Consider the following 14,656-nt stretch of genomic DNA (forward strand, 5'->3'; position numbering starts at 1 on the left):
GGACATATGGAACGTTTAGTACCGTTAACAAAAATTTTGATGACCCTCGCCGTATCCGTGTGGGCCATATTGCTTCGAGACTGGCCGTCCCTGTTAGCGCTGGTGATCTTCGAATCGGCAGTTCTGCTCGTATTCGGTCTGTTAGTGAAACAATACAAAACTGTTTTTGCATTGATTTCATTTGCCGTGTTTTTAGGACTGATCCAATTCCTCGGCAGCGGCGATGTGGAATCGGCCATCGTGTCCGGCTTGCGAATGCTTGCTATGACATTAGTGTTCATCGCTCTTTTGGCGACGACGAAATTGCAGGATTTGACGGCGGCCCTCGTAACGCAATGTAAAATTCCTTATGAATACGCATTTATGTTTACCGCGGCGCTCCGCTTCGTGCCTGATTTTATTGCTGAAAGCCACGCCGTACAGGAGGCGCAGGCCTGTCGTGGCTTATCCTTGGAGGGAAACTTTGTCAAGCGTATCAAATCCTATGCATCCGTGATTCAGCCGTTGCTCCTGAAATCCTTGGGACGCTCTGAAACCATGGCGCTGTCCCTGGAACTGCGGGGCTTTGGCGGACCGACGCACAGCTTTGCGGCGTCGGTGGGACTCCGTTCACTTGATTATGGCGTTATAGCGGGATTGGTAGTTGTTACCATATTAATTTTCGTATTATATAATTGATTCTTAAGCTGTTGTAGCGATATGCTATGACAGCTTTTTTGATGTATGGTACACTAAAATAGACTTATTATAAAGATAATAGATTTGGGAGTACCATATGCAGTTATATATTCGGTTAGCCTGTCCTGAAGATATTCCGGCCTGTTTAGACATTTATAATTACGAAGTCCTCAACGGCGTGGCTACACTTGACCTGGAACCGCGTACGTTAGCGGAGTGGCATGAATGGTTTGCAGAACACAATCGTGATGAGCATCATCCGATCATTGTCGGAACCGTTGATGATGTTGTGGCCGGCTATGCGTCACTTTCACCATATCGAATGAAGGATGCATTTAAAAGTACCGTGGAACTGTCCATTTATATTCATCAGGATTACCGTGGAAAAGGTATCGCAACGAAATTGATGAGTTATATTTTGGATATGGCCAAGGGTGATGAAAGTTTACATAATGTGGTGTCCGTGATTACGGCCGGTAATGAAGGCAGTACTAAACTGCACGAGCGTTTCGGATTTACCTATTGCGGACTGACGCCGCAGGTAGGATTTAAAAATGGTGCGTATCAGGATACCGAAACATACTCATTATTGGTATAATAAAAGCTGGAAGAGAATGAAGCTGTTGAGTGAACTGTAATTTTATAATATATGCAAAGGGATAGATTATCTATAAGGGTTCGCCGTGGGGTAAGGCGAATAGGGTGATAGAATGAATATGAAATATGAACGGCAGTTCGTGGGATACAGCACATATCGCAGCCGTCTCGTCGATGGTCATGTACATACGGAACTATGTCCGCACGGCAGCGGGGATCGGACCGCGATGATGATTGAAAAAGCCATCGAATTGCGCATTGAAAAAGTATGTCTTACGGAACATGCTCCGTTGCCGGTGGGATTTGCGTCGGAATACGGCGGTGATATGAAAGCCCTCGAAACGGCTTCCTTAAAACTGAATCAAGTGGATGCCTATCTTGAATTGGGACGCCAGTTACAACGGGCATACGGTACGCATATTGATATTTCACTGGGCTTTGAAGTGGATTACATTCCGGGCTATGAAGCGGATATTCAGGAGTTTTTAGATCGCTATGGTCCGTTGACGGAGGAGAATATTCTGTCCGTGCATTTTATGGAAGGTGTGGATAATGCTTTCTATTGCATTGACTACAGCCCTGAAGAATTTGAACGGGGCTTCGGTCCGTGGATACAAAAGCAGTTTGATTTGTATTACAAATATTTTGCCACCGTACACCAGGCGGTGCGTGCCGATCTCGGCGAATATACGCCGAAACGAATCGGTCATTTTGATTTAATCAAGAAATATCAACATCATTTCGGCTTTGAGCATCATTTTGACCGCCGTAACGCACAAATGGTGAGTGATATCCTACATATCATGCGCGTTCAGGGCCGTGAACTGGACTATAACATGAGCGGTTTCTTCAAGCCGGACTGTCAGGAAATGTATCCGAGTCGATTTATACAGGGCATGGCTGCCGTTATCGGTGTACCGTTCGTATTGGGATCCGATGCACATAGCGTTAAGGATATAGAGCGCGTATGGGGATAACAGTGTTATTGCTTTTTGCTGGGGTAGTTATATTACGATAATTTAGTTAAAAGGAAGGTCTATACTTGTTTGCTCCGTTCTACGCAAAGTCGCCGCACAAGTACAGACCTTCCTTTTGTCATTTGGCTAATAGGGAATACTCCATCAAAAAGCAATAATAAATACATTTATATAAAATATATGAAGTTTTAACGGTTCTATTGACATATCGGCAGAACCGTTATATTATGATTTCATACTTTAATAAGATAAAGCAATAAAATAGAAAAATACCTATATGGTAATTTGTTTCTCATAGCAAATTAAATAGCCATATAACTCGAACAGTTACATAATTTAAATGGCTAGTAAAGGTTATATAGTTTTCAAAAACATGAGAAATAATATAGATCAATGATAGAAAGGATGATAACGATGGTACAGCAGCAATTGCCTACGGGGTTTCGCGATGATGTAGGGGCTTTGGCGGAACGCAAGGATGATATGGGCCGCTATGTGCTGGATCTGTGTCGGAATCGTGGATATACGAAAATTTCGACGCCTCTCATGGAGTACAAGGATGTGTTTCAAGGGTATGCCATGGGGCGTCAACATATGTACGAGTTCCTCGACGGTACGGCTAAGTCCATTGTGGTTCGTCCTGATCTGACCATGCCTATCGGTCGTTTTCTGGCGACGACGAATATCGAGTTGCCGCGTAAATTCTATTATCTCGGAGATGTATTGGGACGCACCGAGAAGCATCGCGGCGGGATCAATCAGGTGACGCAGGGCGGAATCGAGCTCGTCGGGTATGAGTCGATGGCGGCTGAACAGGAATGTATCGATCTCATCAAGGAGGTCAATCAGACACAGCTGAAAGGCGCATTGCAACTTGAGCTGGGGGATGCGCGATTTGCGTTTGCTATTACCGATGCGCTGGGGCTCAGCGATGATGAACGAACACCTTTACTGGATGCGTTATTTGCGAAAAATCTTCCTCTTTATGAAAGTATCATCAAGGTTTACGAAAATAGTGCACTGTATCCGTTCCTTGCAGTGTGGCCGCGTTTGTTCGGGACCATTGATGAGGTGTTATCCGAATTGTCCGGTGTTATTTTACCGGCCCCCGCACAGCGGTTGTGGGACGCATTGATGGAGTTCGGTCAATCCGTTGAGGCTGACGGACAAGCGGTACGTATCGACTTATCGAATCAGCCGCCTCAATCCTACTATACGGGGCTGACTTTCAGAGGTTTTGTGGACGGTGTGTCTCAATATATCGTCAGCGGCGGTCGTTATGATAAGCTGCTAAATAACTTTGACGGTAATCCCGTGCATGCGGTGGGGATGGCTTTCAATATCGATGTCCTTACCGACGTGAGCGCCTCGGTTACATCTGCCGTGACGAGTGGATCCGGGAAGCTTCGTATCGCTCTCACGAAGGGCCGCGTGGAGGAACAGGCTGTTCCGTTACTGGAAGCATGCGGTATCGATTGTGAACCGCTCCGGAACAAAGCCCGTAAGCTCATCATTCCGCTCGGAGATGAGCTGGAGATCATTTTGGTGAAAGGCGGAGATGTGACGACATATCTGAATAATGGGGTCGTAGATATCGGAATCGTCGGCAGTGATGTGCTGGATGAGCAGGAACAGACGAGTTATCAATTATTAGATCTTAAGACGGGGCAATGTCAATTTATCCTGGCATCGCTTGGCGGATATAATCCGAAAGAGGGGCGTCGTCAGCGTATCGGCACGAAGTATCCCGTAGTGACGAAACAGTATTTCGGAGCTCAGGATGTGGAAATCATCAAGATTGAAGGCTCCGTAGAGCTGGCGCCTCTTGTAGGCTTGGCGGATGCCATCGTGGATATTACGGAAACGGGTACAACTTTGCGTGAGAATAATTTGGAAATCTTTGACCGGTTGCAGCGCATTTCAACACGGCTTGTGGCGAATCCGCTGGCATTGAAACAAAAACGAAATACCATTTTTAAGTTGATAGATCAACTGTCCGAGGAGATTAATCAATAGTAGCGATAACGAGCAATGGTGAAATAATACTTAAATAGGTATTATTTAAAACACTCAAACGGAAAGAAGGATGGAAATGAAAATTTATAAGGAATCGCTGGACTCGATGCTTTCTATTGTGCGTAATTATACGCAGCAGACGACAGATATGGAAATCGAGCGGCGAGTGTATGATATTATCAGCGATGTGCGTATGAACGGAGATACGGCGTTACGCGCCTATTCGGAAAAATTTGACGGTGTCAGCATTGATACTTTCAGAGTCCCTCAGGCGGATATCGATGCGGCGTATGAATCATTGCCGAATGATCTCAAGGCGGCCCTTCTCAAGGCAAAGGAAAACATTACGGAATTTCACAGCCGTGAGATTGAACAAGGGTTTGTGGACATGGATACGCCGGGCATTATTCGCGGTCAAAAGGTGATTCCTTTGGCGCGCGTCGGTCTGTACGTGCCGGGCGGTACGGCGGCATATCCGTCGACTATCATGATGACGGCATTGCCGGCTAAGATTGCGGGTGTTAAGGAAATCATTATGGTGACGCCGCCTCAAAAGGATGGCATCAATCCGGCCGTGCTGGGGGCGGCGAAAATAGCCGGCGTCGACGCGGTGTATCAGGTGGGCGGCGCTCAAGGTGTGGCGGCCCTCGCATACGGCACGGAAACGATTCCGAAGGTTGATAAAATCGTGGGCCCCGGCAATATCTACGTGGCTACCGCAAAGCGCCAGGTGTTCGGTCAGGTCGATATCGATATGATCGCCGGCCCCAGTGAAATCGGTGTTATTGCGGATGACAGTGCAAATCCGGTGCATCTTGCGGCGGACCTTTTGTCGCAGGCGGAGCACGATGCGCGGGCTCGGGCTATCATGGTGACCACCAGTGAAAGCTTGGCAAATGCCGTGTCGGATGAGGTGGAACGTCAACTTAAGACGTTACCTCGTGAAAGCATCGCGCGTCCCGCGATTGAAAACAACAGCTATATTGCGGTGCTGAATTCTGTGGAGGATATGTTTACGGTCATGAATGAAGTGGCGCCGGAGCATTTGGAAATTCAGCTGCCGGATCCGATGAGTTATATGAGTCTGGTTCAGAACGCAGGCTCCGTATTTCTCGGTGCATATGCGTCCGAGCCGTTAGGGGACTATGTGGGCGGTACGAACCATGTACTCCCTACCAGCGGTACGGCGCGGTTCTCGTCTCCGTTAGGGGTATATGATTTTGTGAAACGCACATCTTTCACTCAATTTACGAAGAAACGATTACAGGAAGTGTCGAAACACATTACCACCTTGGCGCGTACCGAAGGCCTTGAGGCTCATGCGCGCGCTATCGAAGTGAGATTTGAGTAATTGCGGAAATATCGCATTAAGGCAAATTAGTATAGTTCATAGCGCTTGTCATTAAGGCGGTTTCGAGCAATTCAAGGCATATGTTTAAACGGAAGTTGCCGATTGTTATGTGAAAGATTAATTATTGAGAGGATATCATGATACGAACAGGAACGGTGCAGCGCAGGACTGCAGAAACGGATATTATTGTGGAGTTTGCCCTCGACGGCAATCAGGCGAACAGTATTTCGACGGGCATCGGCTTTTTTGATCATATGCTGACCCTCTTTGCGAAACACGGTCGCTTCGGGCTCGTTGTAAAAGCGAACGGCGACACATATGTTGATGCGCATCACACTGTTGAGGATGTGGGTCTTGCCTTGGGGCAGGCCTTGGTGAAAGCCCTGGGTGACAAGGTCGGCATCGAGCGTTACGGTGATGCGTGGGTGCCTATGGATGAGGCTTTGACACAGGTTGTCATCGATCTGAGCGGCCGTCCGTACCTCGTATTTCAAGGTGAGTGGAATACGCCTGTGCTGGGAGGTAACTTTGAAACGGAATTGGTGGAGGACTTCTTTCAGGCCCTCGCCATGAGCGGCGCCATGAATTTACATGTGCACAATCTGTACGGTCGCAATACGCATCATATTATTGAAAGCATGTTTAAGGCGACGGGCCGTGCCTTGCGTAAGGCGGTAACCATCAATCCTGATATCGTCGGTGTCAATTCAACAAAAGGTACCATATAAAAACGTATTAATTTGTTTTATATAAGAATAGAGGTCATTATGATTTTTCCGGCAATCGATTTGCAAAATGGTCGCAGTGTACGCCTTTACAAGGGGGACTTTACTCAAGAGACGGTTATCAATCCCGATCCGGTGGCGCAGGCCAAAGCGTATGAAGCTTCAGGGGTAGGGGCTCTGCATCTGGTGGATTTGGACGGCGCCAAGGCGGGCAAGCCCGTTAACGTGGATGTGGTGAAAGCGGTGCGTTCAGCTTTCACAGGTATTTTGGAGATAGGTGGCGGCATTCGCGATGAAGCTGCGGTGGATGCATACCTCTCGATGGGGGTAAATCGCATTATTTTAGGCTCCGTGGCGCTGAAGAATCCGGAATTTACGAAGCGAATGTTGAAAAAATACGGCGCTGAGCGCATCGTTATCGGCGTGGACGGCAAAAACGGAAAGGTCGCCGCCGAGGGTTGGCTCGATCAGTCGGACGTGGGAATGTCTGATCTTATCGAAATCATGGCTGAAGCCGGCGCGAAGTATTTTATCGTTACCGACGTGGATAGAGACGGTACGATGGAAGGAGCCAACGAAGACTTGTTGGGAGACTTACAGGTGAAGTTTCCGTCGGTGCGCATCATCGCATCCGGCGGTATTCGGAATATGACGGATATTGAGGCTTTGGAGGCGCGAGGTATAATGGACAGTGTCGTAGGTAAGGCGCTTTACGAAGGGACAATTACGCTGGAGGCTATTGCGGAACGAAATAAATGCAATAAGCGAAGTAATAGACGTAAATAGATGAGATAACCAGATATATGAATGGTGTAGTAAATTTAGTGAATACGAGTAGAGAATAAATGTAATCATTAGATGGATGCTCAATAGAAAGGAACGGTATGTTAGCAAAACGGATTATCCCGTGTCTCGATGTGGATGACGGGCGCGTGAAAAAGGGCGTTAACTTTGTGAACCTTGTGGATGTAGGAAGTCCCGTGGATATTGCTGCGTCTTATGAACAGCAGCAGGCGGACGAGCTCGTTTTTTTGGACATTACGGCCACCGTCGATGCCAGGACGACCATGCGCGATGTTGTGCAGAATATTTCCGCAAAGGTTTTCATGCCACTTACCGTGGGCGGAGGCATCAAGAGTATTGAGGATATGACTGCCTTGCTGAAAGCCGGTGCCGATAAGGTATCCTTAAATTCGGCGGCGTTGGCTGATCCGCAGCTCATCAGCGCGGGTGCTCAAAAATTCGGTAATCAATGCATGGTAGTGGCTATTGACGTGAAAACCGATGAAGACACGGGCGAATGGTATGTATATACTCACGGGGGCCGGAATCGAACAGAGAAAAAGGCTCTTGAATGGGCGAAGGAAGCGGTATCGCGCGGCGCCGGAGAATTGCTGGTGACGAGCATGGATAAGGACGGTACAAAGTCGGGCTTTGATATTGCGTTATACAAAGCCATCGAATCGGTTGTGGATGTGCCGATTATCGCATCCGGCGGTGCCGGAACGGTACAGGACTTTATAGACCTCTTTGAACAAACCGGCGTAACGGGGGCTCTCGCAGCATCCATATTTCATTTCGGGGAGATCAAAATACCGGAACTCAAGGCGGAACTGAGAAAATGTGGTATTCCCGTACGGTAAAATTTAAGGTAAATTTTAAAGTGTATACTAATAAATGCTATTTTCACAGTAAGCGTTTCAAGAGGAGGGCTTTATGAAACCTGACTTTGATAAAGGTAACGGTCTCCTGCCGACGGTTGTGCAGGATGTCCGTACAAAGGACGTTCTCATGGTGGCGTGGATGAATGAAGAAAGCTTTCACAAGACCCTGGAAACGAAGGAGACGTGGTTCTGGTCCAGATCGCGTGGGGAGTTGTGGCATAAAGGCGCTACAAGCGGTCATGTGCAGCGGGTTGTGAAGATGGCACTTGATTGTGACGGCGATACGCTGCTCGTTCAGGTGAAACCGCAAGGGCCGGCCTGCCACACGGGACGCACCAGCTGTTTTTTTAATGATGTTGAGTTGTAGAGATTGTGGGGAATATAGATGGCACGGCAGACATTGAGCGAATTATACGATATTATCAGACGGCGTAAAGCGGCGCCGAAGGAAGGGTCTTATACAAATTATCTTTTTGATAAGGGACTCGACAAGATTCTGAAAAAGGTAGGCGAAGAGGCTACGGAGGTTGTCATCGCCGCGAAGAACGAAAATAAACAGGAACTCATCTATGAAACGGCTGACGTATTGTATCACTTGCTGGTGCTGTTGGTGGAAAAAGAGATCCCTTACGAGGCGATTGAAGCCGAATTGGCGAGCCGTGAAGGGATTGTGAGCAAGACAACGGATCGGCCGGAGATTACGAATTTATAAAAATAGGCAGTAACGGTGTCGGAAAGGATGGATTATGAAAGAGATTATTCGTACATTACAACCATATGTGCCGGAGGAGCCGGCGCAAGCGGTTAAAAGTCGTCTCGGGGTGGACCGTCTGGTGCGACTGTCGGCGAATGAAAATCCTTACGGTACATCTCCGGAGGTGCGCGAAGCGATTTTGTCCTATGTGACGCATAATGATGCGAACTACTATCCGGACGGCAATGCGACGTCCTTGCGGGCGAAATTGGCGGAGTATTGGCGGGTTAAGCCGGAGCAGCTGGTCATCGGTGTCGGTCTCGATGAGGTTATCGCCATGGTCAACAAGACATTGATTAATGCGGGGGACTCCGTCGTGGTCAGCACGCCGGCCTTTTCGGAATACGCCTTGAACGGTCTTGTGGAAGGCGCCGAAATTCGTGAGGTGCCCGCTGATTTTGAAACGGGGCATTATGATTTCTCGTCCCTCGTGAAAGCGGTGGATCATACGACACGTCTCGTCTGGATCTGTAATCCCAATAATCCGACGGGGACGTATGAATCGGTGGAAGATATCCGGCGCTTTGTGGAAACCATACCGACAGATACGCTGGTGATCATCGATGAAGCGTATATCGACTTTGTCACGTCCGTAGCGGTGCCGACGGCACGGGCTCTGCTTGATGAGTTTCCTAATGTAGCGATTATGCGCACCTTTTCAAAGGCTTACGGCCTTGCAAACTATCGCGTAGGTTATATGATGGCGCCGGTGGAATTGGCGAATTACATTCAGACCATTCGCCTGCCGTACAACCTCAATACATTGTCTCAGGTGGCGGCGGAGGCGGCTTTTGCGGATCAGGATTTTTTAGCGCGTACGGTGTCTCAAAATGCGGCGGAACGGGATATATGGGAATCGCTTTTTGATGAACTGAGGATTCACTATTATAAAAGCGAAGCGAATTTTATCTTCTTCACCGTGCCTGATGCGGACGGATTAGCCGATGTATGGCTTTCGGCGGGATATCAGGTGCGCCGGGGGCAGCGTCCGAATTGGCTGCGTCTCACCATTCCGGCCGCGCAGGACGGAGATAGAATGCGGGCTATTTTGCGCGAGTATATGGCATAAACAGAAATTAGTATAAGTGAGTATATAACGGTAGGCATCGGAAAGGAACATACCATGATTGCCATAATTGATTATGATGCGGGAAATACATTCAACGTTCAAAAGGCGTTGGCCTATATCGGTCTTGACGCGGTATTGACGGCCGATGCCGATACAATCGTACAGGCGGACGGTGTCATTCTGCCCGGCGTGGGCGCTTATGCGGCGGCCATGACCGTGTTGAAGGAACGAGGCCTTGTCGAGCCGCTTTTAGAGGTGGTAAAACGAAATATTCCGCTCCTCGGTATCTGCCTCGGCATGCAGCTTTTGTTTGACGAATCGGAGGAATACGGACCTACGCCGGGTCTTGGAATCATTCCGGGCGTTGTGAAAGCCATCCCTAGAGATACGGGGCTTCGCGTTCCTCATATGGGATGGAATCAGAATACGGTGCATCATCGGGAGAGTGCTTTCAGGGGCATCGATGGACAGTATACGTATTTTGTTCATTCATACTATGTGGATACCGACCCAAAATACATTACGTCTACCGCCGATTACGGCATGGCCGTGCCGGGGATTGTCGAGTGCGGTTCGGTATACGGTATGCAATTTCATCCGGAGAAGAGCGGAGCCGTAGGACTCGATTTACTTCGCACATTTGGTAACATTACGAAGTTGATACAATAGAATGTATAGTGACAGATATAACCGGTTAAGCGTAAAGAAAAAGGCATTTTCCCGAAACGGGAGAATGCCTCTTTTTAATGCGTTTTTATCATAGTAAACTTTCAAAATGAGAAATCAATTATTGACACATTTCTGATTAGTTATACAATAAACTTGTAAGTACAAAAGTATAGAGAGCCATAGTGGCATGGTAAAAATAGTTTTATTTGTTATATTCATATGTGCACCATGTCACGGGACAATTGGAGGTGTTTATATGGTTATGAACGGTATTTACTTAGTTATAGCCTCCGCGTGTATTCTAATTTTAGCGTACCGCTTTTATGGGGCTTTCATAGCGGCGAAGGTGCTCACCTTGGACCAGTATCGTCCGACGCCGGCTATGGTTCACAACGATGGTCATGATTATGTACCGACCAATAAATGGGTTACATTCGGTCATCACTTCGCGGCTATCGCCGGTGCAGGTCCTCTCGTAGGCCCTGTTATCGCGGCTCAGTTCGGCTATTTACCGGGCGCTTTGTGGATCCTTATCGGTTCCGTCGTGGCCGGTGCCGTACACGACATGGTTATTCTCTTCGCATCCGTCCGTTACGACGGCAAGTCCATTGCGGATATTGCACGCGAGGAGATCAGCAAATGGGCCGGCTTCGGTGCCATGCTTGCCACATTGTTCCTGTTGATTATCACCCTTGCAGGGATGGCTGTAGTTGTGGCGAACGCGTTGCACAATTCTCCTTGGGGCTTCTTCTCCGTATTCGCCACGATTCCGATTGCCATCTTTATCGGCATTTATTTGAAATGGTTGCGTCCCGGTAAAATTCAGGAAGCTACCGTTATCGGTGTGGCTTTGATTTTTGCGGCTATTATTTACGGTCCGAATGTGGCTGCCAGCGAATATGCGCATTGGTTTACGTATGACTTACAGACCATTGAAATCATGCTTGCTATTTACGGTTTCTTTGCAGCCGCACTTCCTGTATGGCTCTTGTTAGCACCTCGTGATTATTTATCTACGTATCTTAAAATCGGTACTATCGGTGCATTGGCACTCGGTATAATTATCGTAATGCCTGAAATTCAGATGCCGGCCATCACTCCTTATATCTATGGCGGCGGCCCTGTATTGAAAGGTTCCGTATTCCCTTATATTTTCATTACTATCGCCTGCGGCGCGTTATCCGGTTTCCATACTGTTATCGCTACCGGTACGACACCTAAGATGCTTACTAATGAACGGGAAATTTTGCCTATCGGTTACGGTGCCATGTTGACGGAAGCGTTCATCGCCATGATGGCTTTGATCGCGGCGACTGCATTGCATCCTGATGATTATTTCGCAATTAACTCCACTGTAGAATCCTTTAAGGCGTTAGGCCTTCAGGTTCATGAACTGCCTAAATTGTCCGCAATGGTCGGCGAAGACTTGATGCATCGTCCCGGCGGTGCCGTATCCCTTGCTGTAGGGATGGCTCACATCTTCTCCAAATTACCTAACATGGATCATTTGATGGGCTATTGGTATCATTTCTGTATCATGTTTGAAGCTTTGTTCATCATGACATTGATCGATGCCGGTACACGTGTAGGTCGTTATTTACTTCAGGAACTGCTCGGTCATTTCTACTATAAATTCAACGATCAGCATTGGGCTCCCGGCGTGTACGGATGTGCCGCTTTGATTTGTGTATTATGGGGTTACCTCGTATTGCAGGGCAACATCGGTATCATCTGGCCTCTATTCGGTGTATCCAACCAATTGCTGGGCACCATGACATTGGCCGTAGGGACTACCGTTATCATGCGTCTCGGTCACAAACGGTATGCATGGGTAACAGGTATTCCGTGTGTGTTGATGGCTGTCGTTGCCATTACTGCCGATTTTGAAAACGTATTCAACAGTTATATTCCTGCGGGTAAATGGATTCTTGTAGCCTTCAGTGCGGCTATGTTCCTCATGATCCTTATTGTACTGGTCGAGGCTGTCCGCAGCTGGATCCGCTTGTCCGGTATTCCTCAGGACTATCGTACGCAGGCCGAGGTTGAAGCTGAAAGCCTTCTGAAATACGGTAAAGAAGCTAAAATCTGATCTGTTGTCGCGGTGATATATGTGTGAAGTGGAGTATGTTCATGACGGTGGCAAGGACATTCGATGATTTTAGAATATAAAATTCTATAGAATGTATTGACATACGAAATTTATGAGTATATTATGTAGGTAAGTGATATATCACAACAACAGCATAATCAGGTAACGGCGCCTTGTTTACAGAGTTTCTGTAGAACAGGGCGCTTTTTTTATTGGAAAGGAGTTCAATTATGGTCACTATGATTGATACGGGCAATACAGCGTGGGTTTTACTGTGTGCAGCCTTAGTTTTTTTTATGACCCCAGGTCTGGCGCTGTTTTATGGCGGGATGGCGCGCAGTAAAAATGTACTCGGTACTATTATGCAGAGCTTCTTTCTGTTGGGTATTATTTCCGTAGAATTCGTACTCATCGGATATACATTGATTTTCGGTGACGATATATACGGCATTATAGGCGGTTTTGATAAAATAGGACTTGCCGGAGCGGATTCGTCCGTATTGCCGGCAACGAATATTCCCGAATTCGCTTTCGTGGCATTCCAATGTATGTTTGCGGTCCTTACACCGGCCATTATGAGCGGCTCCGTTACGGGGCGCATGCGGTTTGTGCCGTTTGTAATCTTCGCTCTCCTGTGGTCCGTCCTTATTTATAATCCCATGGCGCATTGGATTTGGGGCGGCGGTTTTTTAAGTGAATTGGGGGCTTTGGATTTTGCCGGAGGTCTTGTTATTCATGTGTTGTCCGGTGTATCCGGACTGACATTGTGTTTCTTATTGGGGCGCCGTCGGGGGTACGGACGTATGCCGATGTTGCCTCATCATTTACCCATGACCGTGCTCGGCGCATCTATTCTGTGGTTCGGCTGGTTCGGGTTTAATGCCGGATCCGCTTTGGGGGTAGGACCTTTGGCGGCCGATGCGATGCTTACGACTCAGGTGGCGGCGGCCGTCGGGATTGTAGGCTGGGTGCTTGTGGAAAAATTGCATCGCGGTAAACCGACTGTGCTCGGCGCCGCATCCGGCGCCGTATCGGGACTGGTGGCCATTACGCCGGCGGCGGGTTTTATAACACCGATGGCCGCTATTCCTATCGGTGTTATCGGGGCCATCTGTTGTTATGTGGCTGTGGCTGTCGTTAAGAATCGTTTCGGTTATGACGATTCTTTTGATGCTTTCGGTATTCACGGTATCGGCGGTACATGGGGAGCTGTCGCAACAGGCTTATGGGCGACGGTTACAGTTAATCCTGACGGAGCGGACGGACTTTTTTACGGCGGTTCCTTATTGGGACCTCAACTGATATCCCTGATTATTGCGTATGTGTTTGCTGTGGCGGGAACATTTGTCATATTCAAAATCGTCAGCTTCTGCATGGATATGCGCGTCAGCATCAGTTCCGAATCCTTGGGAATCGATATCAGTGAACATGGTGAAGGGGCGTATAATCAATCTGAATTCAAGAGCAGCGGACGGTTTATTACCACCGGAGAAAGTTCTCCGTTATAATTGTTATCATTATAACCGCTATATGGAAGTATGACGGAACCGGCGGTGAACGATTGCGGATTAATAAGATTTCGTTTTTATCGGTATTTGAACCGATTCTATATTAAGGATTGTTGAGGATTTGCATATGAAACGAATGAAAAAGGTGGATATTATCGCTCGGGCCGAGCAACTGGAGGAATTGAAGGGCGCGCTGAATCGCATCGGTGTTCAGGGGATGACGGTATCTCAAGTTTTCGGTTGCGGACTTCAGAAGGGGCATACCGAGGTTTACAGGGGGCGCCAATACGATGTGAATTTGATTCCTATGGTCAAGGTGGAGACCGTTGTCTGTGATGTTCCTGTGGATCTTGTTATGGATACGGCAAGAGATACTTTGCAGACCGGCGAAGTAGGGGACGGAAAAATCTTCGTGTATGATGTGGAAGATGCTATGCGTATCAGAACGGGTACACGCGGGACAAAAGCCGTTACGGACGATGAAGCTTGAGTTCATATAAAACAGGGAGACCTGCACCTACACGGCAACATTGAAACTGATGGGGTTGACAAGTGCAGG

General features: G+C 47.9%; 15 protein-coding genes. All 15 read left to right on the top strand.

Annotated elements, in window-relative coordinates; translation table 11 throughout:
* Nucleotides 1–6: 6 nt before the first annotated feature.
* Nucleotides 7–678, top strand: coding sequence for an energy-coupling factor transporter transmembrane component T family protein (locus CKV62_RS00645; RefSeq protein ID WP_095064836.1), 672 nt, complete (start codon nucleotides 7–9; stop codon nucleotides 676–678).
* A 97-nt stretch (nucleotides 679–775) separates the two neighbouring features.
* Nucleotides 776–1,276 carry a GNAT family N-acetyltransferase gene (locus tag CKV62_RS00650; protein WP_095064838.1) on the top strand — a complete coding sequence of 167 codons (501 nt, stop codon included), beginning with the start codon at nucleotides 776–778 and terminating at the stop codon, nucleotides 1,274–1,276.
* A 112-nt stretch (nucleotides 1,277–1,388) separates the two neighbouring features.
* Entirely contained in the window at nucleotides 1,389–2,252 is an 864-nt protein-coding gene (gene hisJ, locus CKV62_RS00655) for a histidinol-phosphatase HisJ (protein ID WP_095064840.1), read from the top strand.
* 414 nt (nucleotides 2,253–2,666) lie between these two features.
* The gene (hisG, locus tag CKV62_RS00660) at nucleotides 2,667–4,268 is read left to right on the top strand and encodes an ATP phosphoribosyltransferase (protein ID WP_095064842.1); all 1,602 of its coding nucleotides are present in this window, start codon (nucleotides 2,667–2,669) and stop codon (nucleotides 4,266–4,268) included.
* Between the two features lie 76 nt (nucleotides 4,269–4,344).
* Nucleotides 4,345–5,619, top strand: coding sequence for a histidinol dehydrogenase (hisD, locus tag CKV62_RS00665; protein ID WP_095064844.1), 1,275 nt, complete (start codon nucleotides 4,345–4,347; stop codon nucleotides 5,617–5,619).
* Nucleotides 5,620–5,756: 137 nt separating this feature from the next.
* Nucleotides 5,757–6,347 carry an imidazoleglycerol-phosphate dehydratase HisB gene (gene hisB / locus CKV62_RS00670; RefSeq protein ID WP_095064846.1) on the top strand — a complete coding sequence of 197 codons (591 nt, stop codon included), beginning with the start codon at nucleotides 5,757–5,759 and terminating at the stop codon, nucleotides 6,345–6,347.
* A 39-nt stretch (nucleotides 6,348–6,386) separates the two neighbouring features.
* Nucleotides 6,387–7,130, top strand: coding sequence for a 1-(5-phosphoribosyl)-5-[(5-phosphoribosylamino)methylideneamino]imidazole-4-carboxamide isomerase (gene hisA, locus CKV62_RS00675; RefSeq protein ID WP_095064848.1), 744 nt, complete (start codon nucleotides 6,387–6,389; stop codon nucleotides 7,128–7,130).
* A 98-nt stretch (nucleotides 7,131–7,228) separates the two neighbouring features.
* A complete protein-coding gene (gene hisF, locus CKV62_RS00680; protein ID WP_095064850.1) occupies nucleotides 7,229–7,987 on the top strand; it encodes an imidazole glycerol phosphate synthase subunit HisF in 759 nt (252 codons plus the stop codon).
* A gap of 73 nt (nucleotides 7,988–8,060) precedes the next feature.
* Nucleotides 8,061–8,375, top strand: a complete 315-nt coding sequence (gene hisI, locus CKV62_RS00685; protein ID WP_095064852.1) for a phosphoribosyl-AMP cyclohydrolase — start codon at nucleotides 8,061–8,063, stop codon at nucleotides 8,373–8,375.
* Nucleotides 8,376–8,393: 18 nt separating this feature from the next.
* Nucleotides 8,394–8,720, top strand: a complete 327-nt coding sequence (gene hisE, locus CKV62_RS00690) for a phosphoribosyl-ATP diphosphatase (protein ID WP_095064854.1) — start codon at nucleotides 8,394–8,396, stop codon at nucleotides 8,718–8,720.
* 34 nt (nucleotides 8,721–8,754) lie between these two features.
* Entirely contained in the window at nucleotides 8,755–9,831 is a 1,077-nt protein-coding gene (gene hisC, locus CKV62_RS00695; RefSeq protein ID WP_095064856.1) for a histidinol-phosphate transaminase, read from the top strand.
* Between the two features lie 54 nt (nucleotides 9,832–9,885).
* A complete protein-coding gene (gene hisH, locus CKV62_RS00700; protein WP_095064858.1) occupies nucleotides 9,886–10,500 on the top strand; it encodes an imidazole glycerol phosphate synthase subunit HisH in 615 nt (204 codons plus the stop codon).
* Between the two features lie 256 nt (nucleotides 10,501–10,756).
* Entirely contained in the window at nucleotides 10,757–12,589 is a 1,833-nt protein-coding gene (locus CKV62_RS00705) for a carbon starvation CstA family protein (protein ID WP_095064860.1), read from the top strand.
* A gap of 230 nt (nucleotides 12,590–12,819) precedes the next feature.
* Entirely contained in the window at nucleotides 12,820–14,097 is a 1,278-nt protein-coding gene (locus tag CKV62_RS00710) for an ammonium transporter (protein ID WP_197696279.1), read from the top strand.
* A 127-nt stretch (nucleotides 14,098–14,224) separates the two neighbouring features.
* A complete protein-coding gene (locus CKV62_RS00715; RefSeq protein ID WP_095064862.1) occupies nucleotides 14,225–14,587 on the top strand; it encodes a P-II family nitrogen regulator in 363 nt (120 codons plus the stop codon).
* Nucleotides 14,588–14,656 lie beyond the last annotated feature (69 nt).

Origin of the sequence: Veillonella rodentium, assembly GCF_900187285.1 — a bacterium.
GTDB lineage: Bacteria > Bacillota > Negativicutes > Veillonellales > Veillonellaceae > Veillonella > Veillonella rodentium.

Coding starts and splice junctions, on each gene's coding strand:
- CKV62_RS00650 (WP_095064838.1), top strand. CDS start 776: ATGCAGTTATATATTCGGTTAGCCTGTCCTGAAGATATTCCGGCCTGT.
- hisG (WP_095064842.1), top strand. CDS start 2,667: ATGGTACAGCAGCAATTGCCTACGGGGTTTCGCGATGATGTAGGGGCT.
- hisE (WP_095064854.1), top strand. CDS start 8,394: ATGGCACGGCAGACATTGAGCGAATTATACGATATTATCAGACGGCGT.
- hisH (WP_095064858.1), top strand. CDS start 9,886: ATGATTGCCATAATTGATTATGATGCGGGAAATACATTCAACGTTCAA.
- hisC (WP_095064856.1), top strand. CDS start 8,755: ATGAAAGAGATTATTCGTACATTACAACCATATGTGCCGGAGGAGCCG.
- CKV62_RS00705 (WP_095064860.1), top strand. CDS start 10,757: ATGGTTATGAACGGTATTTACTTAGTTATAGCCTCCGCGTGTATTCTA.
- hisF (WP_095064850.1), top strand. CDS start 7,229: ATGTTAGCAAAACGGATTATCCCGTGTCTCGATGTGGATGACGGGCGC.
- CKV62_RS00645 (WP_095064836.1), top strand. CDS start 7: ATGGAACGTTTAGTACCGTTAACAAAAATTTTGATGACCCTCGCCGTA.
- hisA (WP_095064848.1), top strand. CDS start 6,387: ATGATTTTTCCGGCAATCGATTTGCAAAATGGTCGCAGTGTACGCCTT.
- hisJ (WP_095064840.1), top strand. CDS start 1,389: ATGAATATGAAATATGAACGGCAGTTCGTGGGATACAGCACATATCGC.
- hisB (WP_095064846.1), top strand. CDS start 5,757: ATGATACGAACAGGAACGGTGCAGCGCAGGACTGCAGAAACGGATATT.
- hisI (WP_095064852.1), top strand. CDS start 8,061: ATGAAACCTGACTTTGATAAAGGTAACGGTCTCCTGCCGACGGTTGTG.
- hisD (WP_095064844.1), top strand. CDS start 4,345: ATGAAAATTTATAAGGAATCGCTGGACTCGATGCTTTCTATTGTGCGT.
- CKV62_RS00715 (WP_095064862.1), top strand. CDS start 14,225: ATGAAACGAATGAAAAAGGTGGATATTATCGCTCGGGCCGAGCAACTG.
- CKV62_RS00710 (WP_197696279.1), top strand. CDS start 12,820: ATGGTCACTATGATTGATACGGGCAATACAGCGTGGGTTTTACTGTGT.